Origin of the sequence: Paracoccus sediminicola, from assembly GCF_027912835.1 — a bacterium.
GTDB lineage: Bacteria > Pseudomonadota > Alphaproteobacteria > Rhodobacterales > Rhodobacteraceae > Paracoccus > Paracoccus sediminicola.
In genome coordinates, this window is the sequence record NZ_CP115773.1 from 1 (window position 1) to 24,265 (window position 24,265).

The 24,265-nt window shown below is 61.2% G+C and carries 26 protein-coding genes and 2 pseudogenes; 7 read left to right on the forward strand and 21 right to left on the reverse strand.

Going from position 1 to position 24,265, the window contains the following annotated elements:
• Positions 1–91: 91 nt before the first annotated feature.
• On the forward strand, positions 92–1,132 hold the full coding sequence (gene trfA / locus PAF18_RS17275; RefSeq protein WP_271118382.1) for a replication initiator protein A: 1,041 nt from the start codon (positions 92–94) through the stop codon (positions 1,130–1,132).
• Here trfA and PAF18_RS17280 read toward each other — a convergent pair.
• From PAF18_RS17280 to PAF18_RS17370, 19 genes and pseudogenes are all read right to left on the reverse strand, one after another.
• Positions 1,129–1,440 carry a hypothetical protein gene (locus PAF18_RS17280; RefSeq protein WP_093744224.1) on the reverse strand — a complete coding sequence of 104 codons (312 nt, stop codon included), beginning with the start codon at positions 1,438–1,440 and terminating at the stop codon, positions 1,129–1,131. The genes trfA and PAF18_RS17280 overlap by 4 nt on opposite strands.
• Positions 1,437–2,165, reverse strand: coding sequence for an AAA family ATPase (locus tag PAF18_RS17285; protein ID WP_093744223.1), 729 nt, complete (start codon positions 2,163–2,165; stop codon positions 1,437–1,439). Before PAF18_RS17285 ends, PAF18_RS17280 begins: the two co-directional genes overlap by 4 nt.
• A gap of 81 nt (positions 2,166–2,246) precedes the next feature.
• Positions 2,247–2,549 carry a type II toxin-antitoxin system RelE/ParE family toxin gene (locus PAF18_RS17290; RefSeq protein ID WP_093744222.1) on the reverse strand — a complete coding sequence of 101 codons (303 nt, stop codon included), beginning with the start codon at positions 2,547–2,549 and terminating at the stop codon, positions 2,247–2,249.
• Positions 2,536–2,787 (reverse strand): ribbon-helix-helix domain-containing protein, encoded by a 252-nt coding sequence (locus tag PAF18_RS17295; RefSeq protein WP_093744221.1) that lies wholly within the window; start codon positions 2,785–2,787, stop codon positions 2,536–2,538. Before PAF18_RS17295 ends, PAF18_RS17290 begins: the two co-directional genes overlap by 14 nt.
• 118 nt (positions 2,788–2,905) lie before the next feature.
• Positions 2,906–3,160: a WGR domain-containing protein gene (locus PAF18_RS17300; RefSeq protein ID WP_093744220.1), complete on the reverse strand. Its 255-nt coding sequence runs from the start codon at positions 3,158–3,160 to the stop codon at positions 2,906–2,908.
• On the reverse strand, positions 3,147–3,719 hold the full coding sequence (locus PAF18_RS17305) for a recombinase family protein (RefSeq protein ID WP_271118383.1): 573 nt from the start codon (positions 3,717–3,719) through the stop codon (positions 3,147–3,149). The genes PAF18_RS17300 and PAF18_RS17305 overlap by 14 nt, the downstream gene beginning before the upstream one ends.
• 536 nt (positions 3,720–4,255) lie before the next feature.
• Positions 4,256–4,393 (reverse strand): annotated as a pseudogene (locus tag PAF18_RS17310) (integrase core domain-containing protein); the annotation flags it as partial.
• A 40-nt stretch (positions 4,394–4,433) separates the two neighbouring features.
• Positions 4,434–5,521, reverse strand: a protein-coding gene (locus tag PAF18_RS17315) for an IS3-like element ISPam3 family transposase (protein ID WP_271118376.1) whose coding sequence is annotated in 2 segments (ribosomal slippage) — positions 4,434–5,260 and positions 5,260–5,521 — 1,089 coding nt in all. Because the reading frame shifts where the segments join, the coding sequence is not laid out codon by codon here.
• 70 nt (positions 5,522–5,591) lie between these two features.
• Positions 5,592–6,559 (reverse strand): annotated as a pseudogene (locus PAF18_RS17320) (IS3 family transposase); the annotation flags it as partial.
• Positions 6,560–6,770: 211 nt separating this feature from the next.
• Positions 6,771–7,688, reverse strand: coding sequence for an HpcH/HpaI aldolase/citrate lyase family protein (locus PAF18_RS17325; protein WP_271118384.1), 918 nt, complete (start codon positions 7,686–7,688; stop codon positions 6,771–6,773).
• A gap of 9 nt (positions 7,689–7,697) precedes the next feature.
• Complete coding sequence (locus PAF18_RS17330; RefSeq protein ID WP_271118385.1) at positions 7,698–8,927, reverse strand: CaiB/BaiF CoA transferase family protein; 1,230 nt, start codon at positions 8,925–8,927, stop codon at positions 7,698–7,700.
• Positions 8,924–9,409: a MaoC family dehydratase gene (locus PAF18_RS17335; RefSeq protein ID WP_271118386.1), complete on the reverse strand. Its 486-nt coding sequence runs from the start codon at positions 9,407–9,409 to the stop codon at positions 8,924–8,926. Before PAF18_RS17335 ends, PAF18_RS17330 begins: the two co-directional genes overlap by 4 nt.
• 10 nt (positions 9,410–9,419) lie before the next feature.
• Positions 9,420–10,655 (reverse strand): acyl-CoA dehydrogenase family protein, encoded by a 1,236-nt coding sequence (locus tag PAF18_RS17340; protein ID WP_271110041.1) that lies wholly within the window; start codon positions 10,653–10,655, stop codon positions 9,420–9,422.
• Positions 10,652–11,146: a MaoC family dehydratase gene (locus PAF18_RS17345; RefSeq protein ID WP_043755128.1), complete on the reverse strand. Its 495-nt coding sequence runs from the start codon at positions 11,144–11,146 to the stop codon at positions 10,652–10,654. The genes PAF18_RS17340 and PAF18_RS17345 overlap by 4 nt, the downstream gene beginning before the upstream one ends.
• Complete coding sequence (locus PAF18_RS17350; RefSeq protein ID WP_271110062.1) at positions 11,143–12,486, reverse strand: MmgE/PrpD family protein; 1,344 nt, start codon at positions 12,484–12,486, stop codon at positions 11,143–11,145. The genes PAF18_RS17345 and PAF18_RS17350 overlap by 4 nt, the downstream gene beginning before the upstream one ends.
• Positions 12,476–13,756, reverse strand: a complete 1,281-nt coding sequence (locus tag PAF18_RS17355; RefSeq protein ID WP_271118372.1) for a TRAP transporter large permease — start codon at positions 13,754–13,756, stop codon at positions 12,476–12,478. The genes PAF18_RS17350 and PAF18_RS17355 overlap by 11 nt, the downstream gene beginning before the upstream one ends.
• The gene (locus PAF18_RS17360) at positions 13,756–14,301 is read right to left on the reverse strand and encodes a TRAP transporter small permease (RefSeq protein WP_271118373.1); all 546 of its coding nucleotides are present in this window, start codon (positions 14,299–14,301) and stop codon (positions 13,756–13,758) included. The genes PAF18_RS17355 and PAF18_RS17360 overlap by 1 nt, the downstream gene beginning before the upstream one ends.
• Positions 14,302–14,365: 64 nt before the next feature.
• On the reverse strand, positions 14,366–15,364 hold the full coding sequence (gene dctP, locus PAF18_RS17365; RefSeq protein WP_271118374.1) for a TRAP transporter substrate-binding protein DctP: 999 nt from the start codon (positions 15,362–15,364) through the stop codon (positions 14,366–14,368).
• A 140-nt stretch (positions 15,365–15,504) separates the two neighbouring features.
• Positions 15,505–16,431: a LysR family transcriptional regulator gene (locus PAF18_RS17370; RefSeq protein ID WP_271118375.1), complete on the reverse strand. Its 927-nt coding sequence runs from the start codon at positions 16,429–16,431 to the stop codon at positions 15,505–15,507.
• A 168-nt stretch (positions 16,432–16,599) separates the two neighbouring features.
• Here PAF18_RS17370 and PAF18_RS17375 point away from each other — a divergent pair.
• From PAF18_RS17375 to PAF18_RS17385, 3 genes are all read left to right on the forward strand, one after another.
• Positions 16,600–17,687, forward strand: a protein-coding gene (locus PAF18_RS17375) for an IS3-like element ISPam3 family transposase (RefSeq protein WP_271118376.1) whose coding sequence is annotated in 2 segments (ribosomal slippage) — positions 16,600–16,861 and positions 16,861–17,687 — 1,089 coding nt in all. Because the reading frame shifts where the segments join, the coding sequence is not laid out codon by codon here.
• A gap of 110 nt (positions 17,688–17,797) precedes the next feature.
• The gene (locus PAF18_RS17595; RefSeq protein WP_491899802.1) at positions 17,798–18,388 is read left to right on the forward strand and encodes a KwaA family protein; all 591 of its coding nucleotides are present in this window, start codon (positions 17,798–17,800) and stop codon (positions 18,386–18,388) included.
• A 10-nt stretch (positions 18,389–18,398) separates the two neighbouring features.
• Positions 18,399–19,328, forward strand: a complete 930-nt coding sequence (locus PAF18_RS17385) for a Kiwa anti-phage protein KwaB-like domain-containing protein (protein ID WP_271118378.1) — start codon at positions 18,399–18,401, stop codon at positions 19,326–19,328.
• A 43-nt stretch (positions 19,329–19,371) separates the two neighbouring features.
• Here the strand turns inward: PAF18_RS17385 and PAF18_RS17390 are convergent, their stop codons facing one another.
• The gene (locus PAF18_RS17390) at positions 19,372–19,653 is read right to left on the reverse strand and encodes a hypothetical protein (protein ID WP_271118379.1); all 282 of its coding nucleotides are present in this window, start codon (positions 19,651–19,653) and stop codon (positions 19,372–19,374) included.
• Positions 19,654–19,688: 35 nt separating this feature from the next.
• Complete coding sequence (gene mobQ, locus PAF18_RS17395) at positions 19,689–20,975, reverse strand: MobQ family relaxase (RefSeq protein ID WP_271118380.1); 1,287 nt, start codon at positions 20,973–20,975, stop codon at positions 19,689–19,691.
• Between the two features lie 619 nt (positions 20,976–21,594).
• Here mobQ and PAF18_RS17400 point away from each other — a divergent pair.
• From PAF18_RS17400 to PAF18_RS17410, 3 genes are read left to right on the forward strand one after another with little or no spacing between them, the layout of a single operon-like run.
• Positions 21,595–21,906, forward strand: coding sequence for a mobilization protein (locus tag PAF18_RS17400; RefSeq protein WP_434802279.1), 312 nt, complete (start codon positions 21,595–21,597; stop codon positions 21,904–21,906).
• The gene (locus PAF18_RS17405; protein ID WP_271118381.1) at positions 21,906–23,558 is read left to right on the forward strand and encodes a type IV secretory system conjugative DNA transfer family protein; all 1,653 of its coding nucleotides are present in this window, start codon (positions 21,906–21,908) and stop codon (positions 23,556–23,558) included. Before PAF18_RS17400 ends, PAF18_RS17405 begins: the two co-directional genes overlap by 1 nt.
• Positions 23,559–23,578: 20 nt before the next feature.
• A complete protein-coding gene (locus PAF18_RS17410) occupies positions 23,579–24,127 on the forward strand; it encodes a hypothetical protein (RefSeq protein WP_093744226.1) in 549 nt (182 codons plus the stop codon).
• The last annotated feature ends 138 nt before the right edge of the window (positions 24,128–24,265 follow it).

Below are 24,265 nucleotides of genomic sequence, written 5' to 3' on the forward strand. Positions count from 1 at the left end.
AGCACGAAAGACGGTGGGTGATAACACGAAAGATGGTGTGTAAAAGCACGAATCTCTTGACCTTGGTGTGTGAAAACACGAATGTGGGCGAATGGTGGGTGAAAACACGAACTCTCGATCTCCGCTCCTGCCGGATCGGATGCAGCAAGCGGACTTCTTTGTCTGCGACATCTTTGATGCTGCGCCTAAAGGTGACATGGCGTCGATGGAACACCCGATCTTCTCAATATCGACCAAGCCGGACCGACGGATTCGGCGGTATGAGAACGGACAGAATTTTGTTGAGATTACGCCCTCGATGAAGGGCCTGGCGACGGTCCATGACCGTGATGTGCTGATTTACTGCATCAGCCAATGCATCGCAGCGCTGAATGAAGAACGTGAGGTCAGCCCGATCATTCGCTTCAGAGCATATGACATACTGAAGGCCACTAATCGAGGAACGGACGGGCGCGGGTATGAACAGCTCAGGGCTGCCCTGGAACGTCTTCAGGGCACGGTGATCACAACCAATCTTATCACTGGCGGCAAGGAAGAGTTCGATGGCTTCGGACTGATTGACCGATTCAGGATCGTTCGTGAGACACGCGACGGACGGATGCAGGAGGTGGAAATCAGGCTTTCGGATTGGGTATTCAACGCCATCCGGCATCGTGAGGTGCTGACCTTGCACCGTGATTATTTCCGTCTGCGCAAACCGTTGGAGCGACGCATCTATGAGCTTGCCCGAAAACATTGTGGGGCAAAGCAGGAATGGAAGATCGGGCTGGCGAAGCTGCAAGCCAAGTGCGGCTCCTGCTCTACTGCAAAAGAGTTTCGCCGCCTGGTCATGAGTATCGTGCGCCAAGATGGGCAACATGCCCACATGCCTGACTACGCTGTGAGGATGGAAAACGACATGGTGATCTTCACCAACCGGCGCAGCGATCAAGCGGGAATCGCTTCCCCTACCCCCTTGCACATACGGCTCGACCCGGAAGCCTACCATGACGCGCGGGCGGTCGCGCCGGGATGGGATGTATATGTCCTCGAACAGGAATGGCGAGAGTGGATGACGGAACCGCCCCGCAACCCCAACGCCGCCTTCATCGGGTTCTGCAAGAAGGTCTTCGAGAAACGCGGCCGTCCCTAATCTGACCCGCTTTGCTTCTCTGAAAGCAACAGTTCAAGTCCCTGCCAGAGCGTGAGGTCGCGGTCCTGGCAGAATGCCCGGAATTTGTCGACAACACGTTTCGGTCCCGGAATCGAAACCTTGTCTTGGGGCTCCCTACGCTTCGGGCCGGGTTTCAGCCGTGTGGAAGCGTCCCGGCTGACAAAGCCGAGGGATTTGCCAGCCTCGACGGCCTTCTCAACAGAACCCGGTTCGGCTTTGGGCCGCGTCTTTGAAGACTCGGAGGGGTTGGGGAGGTCGATACCGCCGTCAAATCCATACTTGCTCATGCTGCTCTCTCTTTCGTGAGAGCATGAATGACAGCCTGAGCATAATCACGGGCGTTCTCAATGGCTCCGGCCACCTGCTTTAGGGCTTTGTCTGTAACAGATGCCGTCTTGCCTTGATGCTCGTTCGTAACGATGTCGGGCAATTCCGCCAGAAGCACCCCATCGCGAAAGATGCGGGTATAGGGCGCACGTTTTGCGATGCGGATCGGCAAAGTCGGGATGTTATTGATCTCCATCTCTTGCCGCACGTCGCGTTCATCCGTGGTTTGGAAGGCTGCGTTGGTTCGCGTGAACAGCAGCGAATATGCTATTGGTGCGCGGATCATGCTCGATGTGGTCTGCACAAGCCGAACGGCCGCAGCCGCCTGTCGAGCCTCCATGGGCGAACCGTCGAGCGGGATAACGCAAAGGTCCGTTCGGGAAAGCGCGAAGGTGACGACCTGATCTTTCGATCCTTCCAAGTCGATGATCAGATAATCAGCTTCGTCAGCAAGTTGATCAATCAGTTCTACCGTGTCCTCGGCCTGCGGCCGCGCATGAACAGCAAAAGGCACATCGCGTCCCGCCGCCTGCCTGCCTTCAGACCAAGCAAGAATGTTGGCATTTGGGTCAAGATCGAGAATGGACACCCGACCGCCCGAAAGGGCGATCTGTTCGGCAAGGAGCATGGCGGAAGTCGTTTTCCCCGACCCGCCTTTCGGGTTTGCGAAGGTGATTACGTACATACACACAACAATGGCAAAGTTAGAGATAAAGTCAACCCTAACTACATCTTTAACTCTAAAGTTATTTTTAACGCTGAAGCATCATGGCTTCGACCTTCCAAAGCGCAAGGCTGCATCCTGCGATCTTAGGATGGCCATGATCTCAACATTGTCGCCATCGAGCCGATAATAGATCGAATGCACCCCGCAGACGCTGCGCCGGTAGCCTTCGCGGATTTCCGGCACTTCTTGGTAGAGCAGCGGGGTCTCGCCCAGCACATCGAACCTTTCAATGATCTGCCAGAAATATGCATCAGCCCGTGCTTCGCCAAATTTTCTTACACCATACTGGTGGATACCTATCAGGTCGTCTTTCGCTTCCTCTGAAAGCCTATAAGTCCCCATTTTTGCGCAATTCTTCCTTGGATTCTTTGAGAATCTGGTCAGGGGTCATATCGGTGAAACCGCGTTGCTCTGCACGAATGAGTTTCGCTCTGATCTCTTCCACGCCGTTCTCGATCTCTCGGGCGCGACGCAATGCGTCGTTAACAGCTTCGGTTTGGGTTTTGAACTCGCCACTCTCAACCCGCGCCTGCAACCAGGCATGGTTTGGGTCGCTGAGCGTAATGGTCTGTCTGGGCATAACGATCTCCTATAGCTTGGTGCAATAATACACCAAAAACGACCAACTTGCACACGGTATCTGTGTCTCAAGTCGAGCGTGTTCAAGCCGGGTGGGGTAGGGGAGAAGCGGCCAAACCTCATCCCGAGAGTTGGTAGCCCCGCTTCTGCTTTGCCTGGTAGAGCGCAACCATCGCGTCGGCGGCGCGGCCTGCATCCTCGAAACAGTCGATCCTGTGCCGCCCCTGGGTGCCGATGCGGCCCCACTCACGTAACAGCGACACGCCGCCGAAGAGGTCCGGCATCAAGCGCAGCCGATAGAAGCGATACATATTGACGTCGTGATCCACGCGCTCGATGCGGATATCCTCGGGAAACATCTCAAGCTGCTGCATCGGGTGACGCCTCCCGCATGACACGGCTGATCGTGGACCGGTGAACATTGAACAGGCGTGCAGCTTCGGCCTCGGTACGCTTGCCGGATCGCACTAGGTCGCGGATTTCCCGGCGCTGGTCGCCGGAGAGCTTCGGCTTGCGCCCTGGGTGGCGTCCCTTCTTGCGAGCGCGCTCCAACCCGGCGCGCGTGCGCTCACGGATCATCTCGCGCTCGAACTCGGCGAAGACGCCAACCATCTGCATCATCATGCGCCCAGCAGGGGTCGTAGTGTTTATGGCTTCGGTCAGTGACCGGAACCCGGCCCCGGCGGCATCTATCTTCTCCATGATGGAAAGCAAGTCTTTCAGCGACCGCGACAGCCGGTCGAGCTTCCAGACGATCACCACGTCGCCGTCGCGGAGCTGGTCGAGCATCCGGTGCAGCTCCGGCCGATCCCAACGTCCACCGGACGCGCGTTCTTCGAACACGCGCTCGCACCCGGCGGTACGCAGCGCGTCGAGCTGCGCGGCGGTATCCTGACCGCGATCTGTGGAAATGCGAGCATAGCCAAGGTTCACGCGCAGATTGTTGCGCTTTCTTGTTGCTCAATCAAGATAATTCGCAACATATTTTCGCAACAGTCGGCGATGGGGCAGGGCAGAGCGGTCTTCGGCGTTCGTTAGCCTGTTTTTCTTGGCTATGAGGGTAGCTGACGGGTCTTGCTGGATCGAAAGGGCAGGGGTGTGTCTCGCAACTGACCGTTTTTGGCGTGTGAGTTCTAGCAGGGGGTTTGTGTCCGATGTGCGGACAGACCGACCGTTCGCTCAAGGCTGCATTGAATTCTTGTAGTTTGTGTCCGGGCTCAATTCCACATATTTAAGGAACAAGACCAGACCGAACTATCTTTCAAACTGGAGATTCACCAATGAAAAAGATCGATGTAAAACAAGACTACAAATGGTCAAAGTTTCTGATTATTGCCATGGTGGCGCAGATTGTCGTGGTGTGGATTATGACCTGCCCCCCGAGACGCCCTCATTTATGACGAGAGTTTGCGGGTCTGTGCACTGCTCCCCAACTCTGGACCGTCCAAAGCTGGATTTTTCCGGCTCTGTCACGATGACGGGCTGGTGACGCCATCGGGATAATGCATGGCAATCGGGACGTTGTATCCGATCGCGCTATGGGGTCGGTCCTCGTTGTAGTGTCTACGCCAACCTTCCAACTTTTCGCGCGCGTCGGCAAGGCTCATGGGTAATCCTCCCCGTTTTAACGGGGCGCGACCGTAGAACTCACGCGGCCATTTTCAGCTTCATGGCGGGTGTAACGCCGCCGATGCCCATATTCGGGCGTTCGTTGTTGTAGGTCCATAGCCATTCGGTGGCGATCTGCTGCACCTCCTCGATGGTTTCAAAGATGTAGAGGTCGAGCCATTCGTGGCGGACCGTCCGGTTGTAACGCTCGACATAGGCGTTCTGCTGCGGCTTGCCGGGCTGGATGTATGTCAGGGCGATGCCCTGCTTCTCGGCCCAGGTCATCAGCGTGGAACTGACGTATTCGGGGCCGTTGTCGACCCTGATCGCCAGGGGCTTTCCGCGCCATTCGATGATCTGGTTCAGGGAGCGGACGACCCGTTCGGCGGGCAGCGAGAAGTCGACCTCGATCCCCAGGCCCTCGCGATTGAAGTCGTCTAGCACGTTCAGAAGCCGGAATTGCCGCCCGTCGGCCAAGCGGTCCGCCATGAAATCCATCGACCAGACCAGGTTCGGGGCATCCGGCACGGCCAGTTCCTCGGGCTTCTCGCGCTTCAGCCGTCGCCGCGGCTTGATGCGCAGGTTCAGCTCCAGTTCGCAGTAGATCCGGTGAACCCGCTTGTGGTTCCAGACATGTCCCTTCACGTTCCGCAGGTGGAGGAAGCACAGCCCGAACCCCCACGTCTTGTGGACATTGGTCAGCCCCACCAGCAGGTCGGCGATCATCTCGTTCTCTTCGTCGCGCCTCGGACTGTAGCGGAAACAGGTCTCGCTGACGCCGAACGCGCGACACGCCAGCGCGATGCTGACACCCTTCGTCGCCACCGCCTTCTCGGCCAACTCCCGGCGTCGAGCTGGCCGCGTCACTTTTTTCCAAGAGCCTCTCGAAGCAGGTCGGCCTGCATGCTGAGATCGGCAAACATGCGCTTCAGCCGCCGGTTCTCGTCCTCGAGGGCCTTCATCTGGCTCATCATGGACGCATCCATGCCGCCATACTTGGCCCGCCACTTGTAGAACGTCGCGCTGCTGATCCCATGCTCGCGGCACAGCTCGGGAACGGGCATCCCGCCCTCAGCCTGGCGCAGCACGCCCATGATCTGGGCTTCGGTGAAACGGCTCTTCTTCATCGGAATCTCCTCGTCCATCCTGCCGAGAAAATTCTACTTCTGCATCCCCTTAACCATGGGGAGGATTACCCATGAACCAGTGGGCGTTCAGGCATTCAGACCGGAGCTTGCTGTTGAACGCCTCGATGAACCCGTTGTCGGTCGGCTTTCCTGGCCGTGAGAAGTCCAGCGTGACATCGTTGGCATAGGCCCATAGGTCCAGGTCACGGGAGATAAACTCGCTGCCGTTGTCGACCCTGATCGTCTTCGGGTAGCCAACCTTGGCGCAGACCTTTTCCAGCGTCTGCACGACGTCCTCGCCGCGGTAGGCGAAGCGGGGATCAGCCGCCGGGCAGAGCCGGGAATGGGTGTCGACTACCGTCAGGATGCGGAGCTTCTTGCCCATGGCCAGCTGGTCGTGGACGAAATCCATTGCCCAAACATCGTTCGGACCGACCGCCTCCTGGCGATCTTCCCGTAGCTTTGCCTTCACCCTGCGCTTCGGGTGCTTGTTGCGCAACTGAAGGCCTAACTCGTTGTATATCCTGCGAGTCTTCTTCATGTTGATTACCCATCCTTCCCGTCGCAGCAGGACATGCACGCGGCGATAGCCATACCGCACACGCGTCTCGCAGATCTCCTTGATCCGCATCTCGACGGCAGCCTGGTCCGTCCGCCGGGACTTGTAGTGGTAGCTGGACGTGTCGAAGCAGATGGCCCCACAAGCCTTCCGGATCGACACGCCCCAGTCGACGCACATCCCGGTCACGATCTCTCGCAGACGCCCAGGCTTCAGAGCTTTCGGCGGATCACGTCCTGCAACATCTCCCGATCGAGGGTCAGATCGGCCACGATCTTCTTCAGTCGCGTGTTCTCGTCCTCAAGCGCCTTCAGCCGACGCATCTCGTCCGGCAGCAACCCGCCATACTTTTTCTTCCAGTTGAAGTAGGTCGCCTGACTAATGCCCGCCTTGCGGCAGATCTCCGCGACGGGCGTGCCTTGTTCCCCCTGCTTCAGGATGAACGCCTTCTGCGCTTCCGTGAACTTCGATGCTTTCATGCGTTTCCGCTCCTCTCCCAGCCAGGAAAGACTAGCCGAAAACTCCAGCTTCAAACGGTCCAGTTTTCAGGGGGCAGAGCACTCACAGAGTGGGACCAAAAGCTCTACTGGACGGCAGAGCGCGCCTATTTCGCCTGAATGAAAAAAGGCCCCTCCAAGCGGAGGGGCCTTTCTCTTTGGGTTGGGGCAGCTGCCGCTCCTTTGGTTTATTCTACATGCCGATCAGGTCGGCCATGTCGATCGTGTTCTGCAGCAGGCGCACAACGGCAATGTCGATCATCTTGCCTTCGTAGGTCACCGCGCCCAGGCCCTTGTCCAGCGCCTCGTCATAGAGCGCCTTGATCTCGCGCGCCCGGTCCACATCGTCCTGTGCAGGCGAGAATACCTCTTGTGCGATGGTGACTTGGCTGGGGTGTATCGCCCATTTTCCAACTGCACCCAGCATCTGCGCACGCTGGCATTCGATGCGGAACTGATCGGCGTCGGTGAAATCGGGGAAAGGTCCGTCCACCGCGTCGATGCCATTGGCCCGGCAGGCCATGATCAGCCGGTGCCGTTGGTAGTGCCATATGTCTGCGGGGTAATCGCCCTTGCCCTCGATCTCGGCAAAGGGGACGCCCTGGCTGGCGGAATAGTCTCCGATACCGAAGATCAGCGCCTCGAGCCGGGGGGTACAGGAGGCGATCTCGTTCACGGCGACCATGGCCTCGACCTCTTCGATCAGACATTCCAGCCCGATCTTCTTGGTCAGGCCCAGATCCGCCTCGAGCTGGCTGAGCAGCTTGTCCACAAAGAGCAGATCGGCGGGGGTGAAGGGCTTAGTCAGCATGATCACATCGACATTCTCGCGCGCGCCGGTGACCACCTCGATGATATCGCCGTAGCAATAGGGTGTGCCGGTGTCGTTGATGCGCACGCAGCGCGTGGTGCGGCCAAAGTCGAGCGTATTCAGCGCCTCGACCACCATGCCGCGCGCCTCTTTCTTGCGGTTCGGGGCCACGGCGTCCTCAAGATCGAGAAAGACGTAGTCGAGGTCCATTCCGGCGGCCTTGCGCATCATCTTTTCGGAGCTTCCGGGCACGGAGAGCTGGCAGCGCCGCAGGCGCTTCGGGCGGGTGGTGTTCTTCATTGGGGTCTCCTAGGCGACCACGCCCGAGGCGTGGAGTTCGGTAATGTCGTCGGGTCCGAAGCCGATTTCGGCCAGGACCCGGTCGGTATGTTCGCCCAGCAGCGGGCTGCGGTTGCGCACGCCGCCGGGGGTTTCGAGCAGGTGGATCGGCGTGTTCACGATCTGCACCTCGCGGCCGCCGGGACCGGGCTGATCGACGGTGGCCAGCATGTTGCGCGCGGCGACATGGGGATCGGTGACGATGTCGCCCGCGCGGTTCACCGGTCCGAGGGGGATACGCCCGCCGAGCCGCTCCATGATCTGCTGCTTGGACAGCCGCGCGGTCCAGTCGCGAACCAGCGCCTCGGTCCGGGCGCGGTGTTTCACCCGGTCTTCGTTGGTGCGGAACCTGGGATCGGTGGCAAGGGCGGGCTGGCCCATCTCTTCGGCCAGGATCGCCCAGAAGTGATCGCGCGGGCAGCCGATGGCGACATGGCCGTCGGTGGTGGGGAACAGGCCGAAGGGGCAGAGCAGCGGGTGGCTCGATCCCTCGGGGCCGGGGTTCTCGTCGAAATACGAGTTCTGGTAGACGATGCGTTCACAGACGGCGAGGACCGAGTCGTACATGCCCACGTCGACGAACTGGCTTTCGCCGGTGGCGCGGGCCCGGTGCAGCGCGGCCAGTACCCCGGTCGCCAGAAAGAGCGAGGGCACGGTGTCGCCGATCCCGGCGCCGATCTTGGTCGGCGCGCCCCCCGCCAGACCGGTGATCCCCATGATGCCGCCCATGGCCTGGGCGACCACGTCAAAGGCGGGCCAGTCGGCATAGGGGCTGCGGCCGGTCCGCGCGTCGCCAAAGCCGCGGATGCAACCATAGACCAGACCGGGTCTGATCGCGCTGAGGTCCTCGTAGGACAGGCCCAGACGATCCATCACCCCGGCGCGGAAATTCTCGACCACGATGTCGGACTGCGCGGCGAGACGGCGGACGATCTCTTTGCCCCCGGCCGACTTGAGATCGATGACGATGGATTCCTTGTTGCGGTTGATCGACTGGAAATAGCCGCCGAACCCCTTGGGATCGTCATTGCCGGGCAGGCGGGCCGAGGGGCGGACCATGTCGCCCTCGGCGGATTCGACCTTGATGATGCGGGCTCCGAGATCGCCCAGCACCATGGTGGCAAAGGGACCGGCCAGCATCGCGGTAAGGTCCAGAACAGTGATGCCGTCCAGCGGTCCAGCGGGGGCCGTGTCGCTCATGCCGCCACCCGGCGGCGGATCAGCACGGTCCGTTCCAGTTCGCAGACCAGCTTGTCCTGCTGGTTGATGCCATAGTGCTTGAACCGGATGATCCCGGCGTCCGCCCTGTTGGCATCGCGTTTTTCCAGCACCTCGGTAAAGGCATAGAGCGTATCGCCATGATGCACCGGGGTGCGGAGCCGGATGGCATCCATGCCCAGTTCGGCGATCACCTGTTCGCCGGTGTCCTGCGCGGCCAGCCCGACCACCAGCGAAAAGTTCAGCCCGCCATAGACCACGCGGGTATCGAACCCCGCGACGCCCTTGAAGGCGTCCTTCATGAAGTCCTCGTTGAAATGGGCGTGGGCGGTGTTCATCACCAGATTGGTCAGCAGCACATTGTCCATCTCGGTCATGGTCTTGCCGCGGGCGTGGCGGATCACCTCGCCGGGTTCGAAATCCTCGAAATAGGTATCGCGCGAGGTCAGGTCAGAGGGGGTCATAAACATGGTATCACCCGTAGGTCTTGGAATAGGCGTTGCGGGCGATCTGCTTGTCGATCTCGGAGCGGCCCAGCAGGTTGTCCGAAATGATCCGCTGCTGGATCTCCGAGGTGCCCTCGAAGATCTTGGTCAGCCGCGCGTCGCGCCAGTGGCGTTCAACTGCAAAGAGTTTCGTATAGCCCGCGCCGCCATGGATCTGCAGCGATTCCGAGGTCACCTCTTCGGCGATCTCGGAGGCGAAATATTTCACCATCGAGGATTCGGTATCGCAGCGCTTGCCCAGGTCGATCTGGGTGCAGACATGATAGAGCAGCTGGCGCGCGGCCTCGATCTTGGTGGCCATGGTGGCGATCTTGAAGCGGATCGCCTGGAATTCCGCGATCGGCACGGCGAATTGGCGTCGGTCCCTGGCGTAGGCAATGGCATCGTCCAGAGCGCCCTGCGCCAGTCCGATGGAGCGCGCAGCGGTATGGGCGCGGGCGGTTTCCAGCCCGGCGGCCATCATGTAGAACGCCTTGCCCTCGTCGCCGATCATTGCTCTGGCCGGGACGCGGCAGCCATCGAACGACAGCTCAAACGTGTTCCAGCCGAAATAGCCGATCTTGGGGATCGGCGCGCCGCTGCAGTTCGCGGGCAGTTCGCCGCGCGGTTTCTCGACCAGAAAGGCCGAGATGCCCAAATGGCGCTTGTCGGCGGCGGGCGGTGGCGAGGTGCGGGCAAAGACCAGGATGGCATCGGCGCCATCGGCGAAGGTGCACCAGTATTTCTGACCCGAGATCAGCCAGTCCTCACCGTCCTTGACCGCACGGCAGGCAATCGAGGACAGGTCGGACCCGGTGTTCGGCTCGGACAGGGCATAGGCCACCAGCATGTCGCCCGAGGCGCTGCGCGACAGAAGTTCCTGGCGTCGCGGATGATCCTTGCGCAGCCCCTCCTTGTAGAACGTGCCGTTGCCACGCGCGATGAGCGAGGCGACCGACATCCAGCCGCGCGCCAGCTCTTCGGCGACGAGGCAGTATTCAAAGGCGCCGAGGCCCTGACCGCCTTCGTCCTCGGGGACGGTGATGCCGAAGAGGCCCAGATCGGCCATCTTGGTGATCAGCTCGGGCGGGATGGTGCCGTGTTCAGGATCGAGCCGGTTGGCAGCGGGCAGCACCTCGTTCCGGGTAAAGTCCCGTGCAAGGTCGCGGATCATCAGGCGTTCTTCGGTGAGGTAGCCCTGGTTGGGGGTCAGCGGTTCGGTCATGGTCTCTTCCTCACGAGATTGGCGCGTTCAAAGTCGATCACCGGCGCGCCGGTTTCATCCAGCCCGGTGGTTGCCCAGGTGACGATGCCGTAGTCCGGGCGGCTTTTCGGTTCCCGCCGGTCGATCACGCGGGACCGGGCATAGACGGTTTCCCCCACGATCACCGGCCGGTGGTGGGTCATCTTGTCGACGCCAAGAAAGGGGCCGCCGATTTCCGACAGATCCTCGACCGAGAGGCCAAAGATCGTGTTGAACACCAGAAGCGGGCAGACCACCGCCCCGGCATGACCCTGGGCGCGGGCGAAATCGGCGTTGGTATAGATCGGGTTGTAGTGCAGGGTCAGCGTGGTGAAGACGGTATTGTCCGCCTCGGTCAGCGTCCGCCCCCAGTGATGGACAAAGGTCTGATCCAGCGCAAAGTCCTCGTAATAGTGTCCGCGGTGCCACGTCCGGGCGCGCGATTTGAGATCGGTGACGATGGTGTCCGTCATCTTGTTGCCTCCAACAGCTGTTTCACCGGGGCGTCTTGCTCGATGAGGGTGATGATGCGGCCGGCGCGCCCCGGTCCGAGGACCGGGTCGATGATGCGGCCGGCCTTGTCGCAGAGCGCCTGCCACTGCGCATCGGTGTCCGTTTCCGGGACGCCGGTGTCGAATTCGACCTCGGCCGTGCGCCCGTCGGTCAGCTGCGCCGAGACCCGAGACCACATCAGCGCCGAGGCGGGAACATCCTCTCCGATCACGCGGACGCGGTTGCGCAAGGCCTGCATCGCTTCGGTCCGGGCATGGTCCACGTCATAGGCGCCGAGATCGGCGGTATCGGTCCGGGACAGGACCATGGCTGCGATGTGGCGCAGGCTGAACTTGCATTCGAGATCCGTGGCGGGGTCGTCGATGTTGCACGACCCCAGAATGGCATTGGGCACATGCAGGGTCAGGCGATCGATGCCGTCCGCACCGTGATCGGCGACCAGCACCTGGATGCATTCGATGGCGGCATGGGTCAGGTAACAGGCGGCGTGGCGTTTAAAGAGTGTCTGTTCCACCGCAAAGACACCCTGCGGCGCGGGATCAAAGACCGGCGCGGCGGGGTTCAGGCCATGGGCCTGCAGAAAGCCCTGCGCAGATTCGATGGCGTCTGGATAGGCGCTCAGCCCGTTGGCGACCAACCGCGTGGCAAGGTATCCGGCCTGCGCCGCCGCGCCTACCTGCACCGGCTTGGTCATCGTGCCGAACATCGATTTGAGCCCTGCCGCCCGCGCCGCCGCGACGCCGAGCGCATGGGCGGTCTGATCCTCCGTGAACCGGTCCAGCGCGGCAAGCGCCGCCGCACTGCCGAAGGTGCCGATGGTGGCGGTGTTGTGGAACCCCTGCGCATAGTGATCGGCCCCGATCATCGCACCGAGCCGCGCCGCGACCTCGTAACCGCGCACCAGCGCGTCGAGCACCGGCCCGACCGGCAGATCGCGGGTCTCGGCGCGGGTCAGCAGGGCGGGCAGCACGGCGACGGTCGGATGGCCGACCATGGCGGAATTGACATCGTCGTAATCCAGCGCATGCCCCGCCGCACCGTTGACCAGAACCGCCCAGGCCGGGCTGATGCGGTCATTATGCCCGACCACCGAGGCCGCGCCGGTGGCGTCTTCGCGTGCGGTGGCGAGGGTCGCGGCAACCAGCGGTTCGCTGCGCGCCGCGATGGTGACGGCGGTCCAGTCCAGCAGGCAGTGCCGTGCCCAGGTCAGGGCCGATGGTCCGACCGGCAGGCTGTCGGCCCGGCCGATCCAGTCGGCGACCGATCGGGTCAGCGGCAGCGGGGGTGTGTCAGCGTCCATAGAACATCTCCGGCAGGAACAGCGAGAGTTGCGGGATGAAGGTGACCATGGCGAGAAGCACCAGTAGCAGGGCGATGAACGGCAGGACCCCGCGCGCCACCCGGTCGACCGGCGCGCCGGTGGTCGAGGCCATGATGAAAAGGTTCAGCCCGACCGGTGGCGTCAGCAGCGCGATCTCCATGTTGACCACGATGATCACCGCGAAATGCATCGGGTCGATCCCGAGCGGCGCAAGCAGCGGCAGCACCAGCGGCACCACGATCAGGATCACCGCGATGGTTTCGAGGAACATCCCCAGCATGAACATCACCAGGTTGATCAGCAGCAGGAAGTGCCAGGCCGAAAGCTCGTTCTCGGTCACGTAGTCGACCATCTGCCGCGCGAAACCTTCCGAGGTGATCCAGTGCCCGAAGGCGAGCGCCCCGATGGTGATAAAGAAGATCACCGCCGTGGCCTGTATCGCATCGGCCAGGATGCGGGGAAGCTCGGACATGGTGCAGCCCTTGTAGAAGACGACCGAGACGACGATCGAGACAAAGGCGGCCATGCCGGCGGCTTCGTTGACCGTGACCAGGCCGCTGTAGATCCCGCCGAGGATGATCAGCGGCAGCAGCATCGCGGGCAGGGCGCGGCGGTTGACGGCCCAGAATTCGGCCCGGCTCATGGTTGAACCGGCGGCATAGCCCCGTCGACGCGAGACATAGATGATCCAAGCCGCAAAGATGCCGACCTGCAGCATGCCGGGGATCACCCCCGCGAGAAACAGCTGCGGCACGCTTTCCCCGGCGACCACGGCAAAGAGGATCATCGCCAGTGAGGGCGGGATCAGGATGCCGAGCGTCCCCGAAGAAGCCACAACCCCGAGCGCGAACTTTTCGTCATAGCCGGTGTCGCGCATGGCCGGGACCAGCAGCGTCCCCATGGCCATAGCGGTGGCAACCGACGAGCCGGAGATCGCCGAAAAGACCATCGTGGCCAGCACGCAGACCAGGGCAATGCCGCCGCGCACGCCGCCGATCCAGCTATAGGCGAAATCGACCAGCGCCTTGGCGATGCCACCCCGCTGCATGAAGGTCGCGGCGATCACGAAGAAGGGCACCGAGACCAGCGTGTCGGATTTCAGGTGGTCGATAAAGAGCTGCGGCAGGGCGACCATAGGACGGCCTTCGGCGGCAAAGAGCACCAGCGAGACGATCCCGAGAACGAGGAAGACGGGAAAGCCTGCGACCAGCAGGGCGAGAAACCCGGAAAGGGCGGCGATCGGGGACATCAGAGACCCTCCTGCACGGCGGGGGACCCGGCGGATTGCTGATGCCCGGCCTCCGAAGGATAGGGATCGGCGCCGCGAAAGATGACCTGCCACAGCAGCAGCGCATAACGCAGCGCCATCGAGGCAAAGGCTAGCGGCACGACGATATAGAAGATCCATTGCGGGAACTGCAGCGAGCTGTCCGAGCGGATGTCGATCATGCGGGCAAAGGCGACCATGTCGATGCCATAGCGCGCGACGATGCCGCAATAGACCAGACCCGCGATCAGCGAGGCCACGTCGGCGGTCCGGCGCACTGCATCGGGCACCATGCGGATGAACAGATCAGCGCGGACGTGACGCCCCTGGGTCACAAGGGACCCGCCGCCGATCAGCACGGCGCTGACAATGAGGTAGATGATCACCTCGCCGCCCCAGTCCGTCAGCATCGACGGCACCAGGTAGCGGGCCAGCGCCTCGTAGACGACTAGAAGGATCGCCACGCCTGCGACACAGCCCATGACAAGGGTTTCAAAGCGGCTCAGCGCTTTCACTATTCGGTTCATCGGTCGCTTCCATCAGCCAGAGTGCATCGGTGTCCGCAGCCCCCTTCGGGGCTGCGGCGCGCGTTCACTCGGCGAGGTCTTTCTGCGCCGTTGCGACGATCGCGGGATCGACCCGCAGTTCTTCGGCCAGACGGTCCTGATCGGCCATGAGATCGGCACGCAGCGCATCGAGGTCGGCTTCGGCCGCCGAGATGTTCGTCATCCCGTGGCTCGCCGCCTCTTCTGCCGCCTTGGCCTGAGCTTCGGCTGCGGCCTCGCGGGCCTCGGCCACACCTTCGTTCCAGGTGGTGCGCATGATCTCTTGCAGATCGGCGGGCAGGTCATTCCAGGCCTTGGCGCTGACCAAGGGAACGTATTGATAAAAGGCGTGATAATCGGAATAGGAGTGCTTCAACCCGCTGTCCCACAGCTTGGCCGAACGCACCGATTCAAACGTGCTCATCAGGCCGTCGATGGTGCCCTTTTGCAGCGCCTGCGGTACATCGGGGAAGGGGATCGAGACGCCAGTCGCGCCAAATTTCTCGAACCGGGCGACGACCACCGCGCCGCCGGGAGACCGCATCTTGAGCCCCTTGATGTCCTCGGGCACCTCGACTGCGGTTTCGGTAAAGAACATCGCGCCAAAGCCGAGGTCCATCCAGTTGCCCAGAACGACGACGCCCAGCTTTTCCTCGGTCTCTTTCGCCAGCGCGGCACCGGTTTCGCCGTCGGTGGCCTTGTACTGATCCTCACGCGGGAGGCCGTAGAACATCGGCAGGCCGAGCACGTTGTAATCGGGCACGATGCGGGCAAGGTTCCAGTGACCGGGCATCGCCATGTCGATGGCACCCTGAGCGAGCGCGGTGGTCACGTCGCGGTCGTTATACTGCGACCCGCCTTCGAAGAAGTTGAACTTGAGCCGCCCCTCCGAGGCCTCTTCGATCTTTTTGGCGATGTCGTGCACCAGAACGTTGCGCAGGTGCGTCGGTCCGGTATCGAGCGACACGTCGATGGTATGGTCCTGCGCGGCAACCGATGCGGCCGACACGATAGCGGCCAGCGCCGCCGAAGCGAATAGTTTCATGTTTCCTCCCTTGCGTCTTCCTCGGACGCGATGCAGTCCTCCACTGACCTGCGCCGATCTCAGGATAATATCCGGCAGGGAAGTAATTTGAACTGAATAATAATCAATCTGTTGTCAGTCAAAATAACTATCAGATTGCTTCATCCGGTCTGAATTCGATCCAGAATGTCATTGTGCAGCCGGGGCAGGGCCTCGCGGATATGGGCCACAAGATCGGCTGCGGCAGTGCTGAGCTGGCGGTTCGGATAGGTCACGATGCCGAGCGCGTTGTAAAGGACCGGATCGGCAATCGCGATGGCCTTGACCCCCGGTCCGCGGCAGCGGCTGGCGATCAGCCCGGTCACGATGATCGGCGAAGCGCCCTGTTCGACAAACCCCAGCAGGGTCGAGACGTCGCGCACCCGAATGCCCGGCGGCATCGGTTTCCCGGCATGGCGCAGCTCAAGCTCGACATGCCCGAAGAACGAGGATTCGCCCTTGAGGATCATGAAGTCGTGCTGCGCAACCTCGGTCCAGTCCAGGGCCTGAGCGGCAAACAGGGGGTCCGACCTCGGCACGGCGGCGACAATCGGATCGTCGATCAGGTGGTCGAAGTTCAGGTTAGAGCCGGGGGCAGGCCGCGTGCCGATGCCGAATTCGACAACCTGCTCTTCGACCAGCCGGTGAACGATGGTGCCGTGCCCGTCCTGCAGATCGAACCGGCAGGCGGGAAAGCGGTCGTGGAAATCGGCCAGCATCTGTGACAGGACCGATCCGGCGACACTGGTCACGCTGGCAAAGCGGATCGTGGTCGACCGGTTGCCGGACATGGTCATGGCCACCGTTTCAAAGGCATCGAATTCCCGCAGCAGCTGCTCGGCACGGGGGAACAACTCTTCTCCGGCCGGACTCAGGCGCACCATGTGGGTGGTCCGCTCAAACAGCGGCTCGCCGATCAGCTCTTCCATCTTCTTGATCCGCCGGGTGATCGCCGGAGAGGTCACCAGAAGCTTGTCCGCCGCCAGTGAAAAGCTGCGCGTGCGGGCGATTTCGCGAAAGGCACGGAGGTCATCAATGGAAATTGTCACTGCATAAACCCTGCCAATGCGGGACGCGATTTATCTAGGGGCGACATTCAGAACATCGCCCATCCTCTCAGGTACTGTAACTGAAAATTCGGCTGGCCGGTAATCCTCCCCATGGTTAAGGGGATGCAGAAGTAGAATTTTCTCGGCAGGATGGACGAGGAGATTCCGATGAAGAAGAGCCGTTTCACCGAAGCCCAGATCATGGGCGTGCTGCGCCAGGCTGAGGGCGGGATGCCCGTTCCCGAGCTGTGCCGCGAGCATGGGATCAGCAGCGCGACGTTCTACAAGTGGCGGGCCAAGTATGGCGGCATGGATGCGTCCATGATGAGCCAGATGAAGGCCCTCGAGGACGAGAACCGGCGGCTGAAGCGCATGTTTGCCGATCTCAGCATGCAGGCCGACCTGCTTCGAGAGGCTCTTGGAAAAAAGTGACGCGGCCAGCTCGACGCCGGGAGTTGGCCGAGAAGGCGGTGGCGACGAAGGGTGTCAGCATCGCGCTGGCGTGTCGCGCGTTCGGCGTCAGCGAGACCTGTTTCCGCTACAGTCCGAGGCGCGACGAAGAGAACGAGATGATCGCCGACCTGCTGGTGGGGCTGACCAATGTCCACAAGACGTGGGGGTTCGGGCTGTGCTTCCTCCACCTGCGGAACGTGAAGGGACATGTCTGGAACCACAAGCGGGTTCACCGGATCTACTGCGAACTGGAGCTGAACCTGCGCATCAAGCCGCGGCGACGGCTGAAGCGCGAGAAGCCCGAGGAACTGGCCGTGCCGGATGCCCCGAACCTGGTCTGGTCGATGGATTTCATGGCGGACCGCTTGGCCGACGGGCGGCAATTCCGGCTTCTGAACGTGCTAGACGACTTCAATCGCGAGGGCCTGGGGATCGAGGTCGACTTCTCGCTGCCCGCCGAACGGGTCGTCCGCTCCCTGAACCAGATCATCGAATGGCGCGGAAAGCCCCTGGCGATCAGGGTCGACAACGGCCCCGAATACGTCAGTTCCACGCTGATGACCTGGGCCGAGAAGCAGGGCATCGCCCTGACATACATCCAGCCCGGCAAGCCGCAGCAGAACGCCTATGTCGAGCGTTACAACCGGACGGTCCGCCACGAATGGCTCGACCTCTACATCTTTGAAACCATCGAGGAGGTGCAGCAGATCGCCACCGAATGGCTATGGACCTACAACAACGAACGCCCGAATATGGGCATCGGCGGCGTTACACCCGCCATGAAGCTGAAAATGGCCGCGTGAGTTCTACGGTCGCGCCCCGTTAAAACGGGGAGGATTACCCGGGCAGAAGATCGCTGGCCAAAAATTAAAGGCATGTGTAGCATCAGATCAAACGAATATCTGGTAGAAAATTGCAATTCCGCTTCCTAACATCCTTTGCCATCTTTCTTGGCTCATACTTACCGCTAGGACTCATTCTGTTAGTACAGGATGTAGACTACGGCAATTACCACATATGTTGTTGGAGCTTCTGGAACGAAAGCTGCGGCTGGATTCCAGCGCTGAGCAAGCCATATTTTTCCTTACCTATCTTCCTGACATCTTTTGTTTGTTTTGGTATCGCCATATACACACTGACCAGCACAAAACCCAAAAATCCCATCAACATAATAAGCACAAAGTATATTCCAGCAGAATTGATGAGCTATACTCTGCCGTACGTGGTTTCATTCATGAGCCTAGACTACCAGCAAGCCGGAAAATTTGTCGGCCTGATTGTCTTTCTTCTATGGATGTTCTGGATCACACACCGCTCCGGGCAGATACTACTAAATCCAATATTTATAGCTTTCGGCTGGAGACTGCACGAAATATCTTATCGCTTTCCAGGAAGCGAAACCGTCCACCAGGGCCGCGCCCTTTCAAGTGGAGCGCTGAAACCAGAAACCCAGTATACCCATGCTATAATCCAAGATGTAGTAATTATCAAAAACACGAGGTAACGGACGAAAGATGGCAGCACTCGACGATCTAAAAGCCTTCAATATCGATGAAGCACACATCGTTCTATGGGTATTCAAAGGGCCAAGAGGTCCCGCTACGGAAGCACCTGTTTACACAGGAAAGTGGGTTCAGACGGACGCCGCAGTTGATCAAAAGCTGAAGGATGCGTTTTCCAACGAAAGAAATCGCATTGAAGAGGTTCTGGAGTACAGCCTTCTTGCCGAAAACAATGAGGCCAGCGTGCTTCGAATCGGAACAGATGAGACGTACGCACATGTGGTAACGGGAGCCGCAGGGGAGGAAACCGAAGGCAACCGCGCCAGAAGAGAAAAGGACCTTATAAACACAACATTCTACGCCATAAAGGCTGTGCACGGAGACACTGTTATTTTCGCCGTTCGCCAGGCAGATAAATCCTGGAAAAGCCGACACAGAAAATCTCTCCGGTCTACCCTCATCATGAAGGAACACGAGCTCACGGTTGACGACACCCCAAGATTTGACATCCACGACGGCGTCAATTTCTTCGTGGTAGGTAACGAGCTACTAGTGGGCGGAAAGAGACAATTCGAGTCCATACTCAGGTATAAGGAAGCTCACATTACTGAATTCGACGACCTGAAAGCAGAGCCGGATTTCTCCGGTATATTCTCAGACATGCAGCATCTCGACGCGCACATTCGAAACAACAAGATTCAGCTTCGACGCGCTCAAGCCATTCGTCAAAAAGGTCACTATAAAGACGTTGATTTTATGCAGCGTCTAAGGGAAAATCACGTTCACTTCGGATTCCATATAAATTTTGACGATACCGGTTTGATTGTTCCAACGCCCGAAACGTGCTCCGAGATAATAACTGCGCTACTAGACCACCGCCTCTCGTCTGCATTCTCAGAAAACATTTACGATGTCCAGAACACTACTACCGTTGCTCTTTGAGAGTGAAGCCAGAGGCCTCAGTCAATCAAATCGCTTACCAGCGTTAGCCGAACACTGGTGGCTGATCCGGCTTCTGATCGAACAGGATCACCCGCCCGTCGCCGCTGGTGGGACTATTGACTAGCACAAACGGAACATCCGCCCCTTCCTTCTCATAGATGCAGCGGTACTTCATCTGGCCGTCGAGGGGATCGCGCATCTGGTCGTAGCGATAGCTGTGCGGGATGCCCTTCTCGATCCAGCTTTCAACACCTGCGAGCGTCACAAGCGAAAGTGGCTTTCCATCCAGCAAGATCGTCTTGCCCACGTTGAATACTTCATACATCCGATCAGTCTCCTCTGTCGTTTCACCGGGTTACGTCACAGGCTGTGACCTTCGCCACGATCCCTGTCCCGCGTGTTTTCATTCTCGTCGTCACCGCGGTCCTGTTCGCGCTCATCCTCGATCTCCAGCCGCTCGCGCGGCTTGTTCAGCACGTCCTTTAGGCGCTCGTTGACGGATGGCTTGCGCGCCTCGCGCCCTGTGTCCTCGCCCAGACCATACTCGCTGTGACCGTCCAGCTTGTGAACCGCCGCCTGACCGTCGCGCCCGCCGTCCTTCTCCATGATTTCCTTCAGCCGCTCGCGCGCGTAATTGCGACCTTCCGGCTTCGGCGTGTCGTCCTGCTCTTCTGACCGGCCCACGACGCGCGCCAACCGCTCCCGGAAGTCATCCGGGTTTCGGTCGCGATCTTTCGCGGTCGCGGCCCTGAGCGCCGCCAGACCGGCAGAGACGCGGCCCTGCCGGGCCTCGCGCTCGATGCCGTAGGTCTCGCGCGCCAGTTCCAGCCGCGCGCGCATTTCGCGGAACGCGGCGCGGGCTTGGCGCGCGGCATGGACCACGGCCCCGCGTTCGGTGACAGGTTTGTATTCCCGGCCCTGGCGCTCGGCCATCCACTTCGCCCGCCGCTCCATGGAATTGGCCGCCGGTCCCAGCTTCAGCTCGGGGTCGCGGTCCAGCTCCTCAGCGGACAGCTTGTCGCCACGCTCCTGCGCGGCGTCACGCTGCTTCTCAAGCGACCGATGATCGACGCGCTCCACCTCCCCTGCCCGCTCCAATGCGCGGTTCTGCAGCTCGGCCCAAAGCCCGCGCATCTGCTCGATCTCGACGCCGCCGGTCTTGGCGGAATCGAGAACGCGCGTCTTGGTCGTAAAGCCTTCGGCTTCCAGCTTGCGGGTGGAGGTCAGGACGTGGGCGTGATGGTTGCGCTGATCGCCTTCCCGGTGCGGTGCGTGGATCGCCACATCGACGGCCACGCCATAGCGGTTGACCAGCTCCTGGGCGAAGTCGCGGGTGATCTGCGAGCGGTCCTCGTCGCTGATCTCGGACGGCAGCGCCAGCTCCCATTCGCGGGCGGTGACGGAATTGCGGCGGGTCTCGCTGGCCTCAACCTCGTTCCAGAGACGGGAGCGATCCGTGGCCCAGTCCGGGGCGTCTTTCGGTGCCAGGATGAAGGTCTCCTCGATGCCCTGCTTGCGGGTGTAATCGTGGACACGGCCTTCCCTCTGGCACTCGATGCGCTCGCCGACACGGTAGGCTGCTGCCGCCGTGGCAGAGCGCCCGGCGCTGCGTTTGATCGTCTTCACGGAGAGGTGGTAGCTGGCCATGCCCCCTCCCCTCGCCCGGGACGCGAACACGACCGCGCGCCGCTGCTGAGCCGGATCAACGCCCCGACATGGGACACCGGGTCAGCCGTCTTTTTCCCGAAGGCCTGCGCCCCACAACGCTGGGGCCGGAGGGGAAAAGACAGCCCGGACGAAGGGGTGCAGCGCACCTCTGAGGCGCGGGCTTGCCAGTGATCTGCCCCCAGATCCCCAGCCTCGTGGGGGGCGGGATATGGGGACAGATCACTGGCGGTTTGCCGGGGGCAAACCCGGTTCGTGTCGGCACCGTCAGGTCCGATGACACGAACCTCCCGCAACGGAGACGCCAGCGGCAGACCGGCCCCCACCGTGGGGCATCGGGCGAGACGTTGGCGCGACATTGCGGGACGCGATCCAACTGCCAAAGTTGGCCCTGGAGAGTTTGAGAGGCCGGGAAGGCCTTTCATTCCGGCGCGCTTCGCGTCGGACGGAGTTCGCAATCGGCTGAGGCCCTGCCTCAAGGAGATCGCACGCAAATCTCGGAACCGCAGGTGGAGAGTTTGCATAAGTGCGCCCTTGTCCTTTACAGGCCTACGGGTAAGCGCTATCGGTTGATCTGGCAAGAACAACTTCAACCACAAGAATGTTTGGTGGCGAGGGTAGAGATTTGGCAGAAACAGAACTTGAACGCGCCGAGAAACGATATGCCCAGGCCAAGGCCCGTCTTCAGGCACTGAAGAACCGGGAAAGCACCAGACAGCGTAAACTCGACACGCGGCGCAAGGTGATCCTGGGCGGGGCGCTCCTCGATCTGGCGGAAAGGGATTCCAGTGCCGCCGCCATGCTCGACCGGCTGATCCGCAACCTCCCCCGCGAACAGGACCGCAAGGCCTTCGCGGATTGGGATGCCCCCTCCCCTGCCCCGTCCAGTTCTGACCCGGAAACGCCGTCCTGATGCGGGGCGTGATCCGCCTCTTTGACGGACTGTTCCGGTTCTTCGGTCGGCTGATCTTCACGCCCATCCTGTTGGGCTGGATGATCGGGGCCGTCCTGTTTGGCGCGATGATCGGGTTCATCATCGGGGGCGTCGTGGCCATGACAGCCTTCGGACCTCCGCTTGGTCACTCTGCCTGGGAATGGATCATCATCGCGCCACCTGTCTTCATCGGCGCGGTCTTCGGGTTCCAATACTGGCGCAAGACCTCCGGGGCCGATGCCTTCTTCGGTCTGACGGGCGACAGTCACGGCTCGGCCCGCTTCGCCAGCCGTAAGGAGCTGAAGAAGCTTCAGGGGAATGACGGCCTCCTGATCGGGCGCAATCCGGGGACCGGGCGGCTGCTGCGCTATGACGGCCCCGCCCATCTGATCACCCTCGCCCCGACGCGGGCCGGGAAAGGCGTCGGCACGGTGATCCCGAACCTGCTGGCAGTTGAACGCTCGGTGCTGGTCATCGACCCCAAGGGCGAGAATGCCCGGATCGCCGGGGAAGCCCGGCGGCGGTTCGGGACCACCCATGTCCTCGATCCCTTCGACGTTTCGGGGATGCCATCCGCCGCCTACAACCCGCTCGACCGGCTGACGCCGGACAGCCTCGATCTGGGCGAGGATGCGGCCTCCCTGACAGTGGCGCTGGTGATGGACCCGCCGGGACAGGTGACGGAAGCGCATTGGAACGAGGAAGCCAAAGCCATCCTTGGCGGGCTGATCATGTTCTGCGTCTGCCACGAGGACCGCGACCGGCGCTGCCTGGCCACCGTCCGGGAATATCTCACCCTGCCCCCGGAAAAGCTGCGCGCGCTGCTGGAGCTGATGCAGGACAGCGATGCGGCGGGTGGTCTGATTGCCCGCGCCGCCAACCGCTTCCTTGGCAAGGCGGATCGCGAAGCCGCCTCGGTCCTGTCGAACGCACAGCGCCACACGCACTTTCTGGACAGCCCGCGCATTGCCAAAGTCACGTCGCGGTCGGATTTCCACTTCTCCGATCTGCGCCACCGGATCACCTCGGTGTTTCTGGTGCTGCCACCGAACCGGATGGACGCCTACAGCCGCTGGCTGCGCCTCCTGGTCTCTCAGGCCCTCCAGGACATCGCACGGGACGCTGAGGCCTCTGTAGGCGCTCAGGGCGCTTCTCAGCGCCTCAAGGCCCCTGCCCTCTTCCTGCTGGATGAGTTTGCGGCTCTGGGCCGTCTGGAGGCTGTGGAGCGCGCCATGGGACTGATGGCGGGCTATGGCCTCCAGCTCTGGCCCATCCTGCAGGACATGAGCCAGCTCAAAGACCTCTACGGCGAACGCGCGGGCACCTTCATTGCCAATGCCGGGGTGCAACAGGTCTTCGGCGTGAATGATTTCGAGACCGCCAAATGGCTGAGCCAGATGATCGGCCAGGAAACCACGGGCTTCCAGACGGACAGCTACAAGCCGGGCGACAGCCCCAGCTTCTCCAACAACCTCACGGGCCGCGATCTGCTGACCCCCGATGAAATCATGCAGATGCCGCCCGAGTTGCAGCTTCTGCGCGTTCAGGGCCAACCCTCGGCCCTCGCCCAAAAGCTGCGCTACTACGCCGACCCCGAGTTCAAGAGGCTGTTCGTCCCGCAGGACGCCTGACCCCGAAAAGGAAACCGCCCATGTCTGACCAGCCCGACCTCCCTGCCCTCTCCGACGATGAGCTGCGCGAAACGCTCGACCGGCTGGCGAGCCTGGCGCTGAACCTGTCCGACCAAGTGGAGGATCAGACCAAGGCGATCAACCGTGCGACCACGGCGGCGAACGAGGCGCGGCGAGCGGCCGTGACCGTGCAGAGCCAGAATGATCCCGCCGGGTTCGGCGACCGGATCGGACAGGCCGTCGAGGCGCGCCTCTTGGACACGCTCCAGCGTCTCGACCGCACGGTCAATCATCTGGACCTGCGAACGAACAAGACGGCTGCCGTCCTCGATCAGGCCAGCGAGGATCGCGGCAACCTTCTCCGCAATATCCGGGACCGGGAAGAAAGGCTGGAGCGCTGGAAATCCTACTGGCCCTGGTTCGGTCTGGGTGCGCTCGTTCTGGCTTTGGCGATGACCGTCGCCCTGCCCCGTTTCTTAGCCAGCACCCCCTCCACATGCGCTGTCCTCGGGGCGACATGGACGGCCACAACAGAGGGCGTCAACGCCTGCGTGTTCTACCAGCGTTGAACAGAATCTGGGGCGCTGCGGGTCAATTCAACGCGCCATTCTGGGTGTTAAATATGTGTTAGAATCTGTGTTACGCCCTGAGTGATTGCCTCTATCCAACTGAAATATATAGTTTTCTTTAGTCGCTCGGTGTGTAAA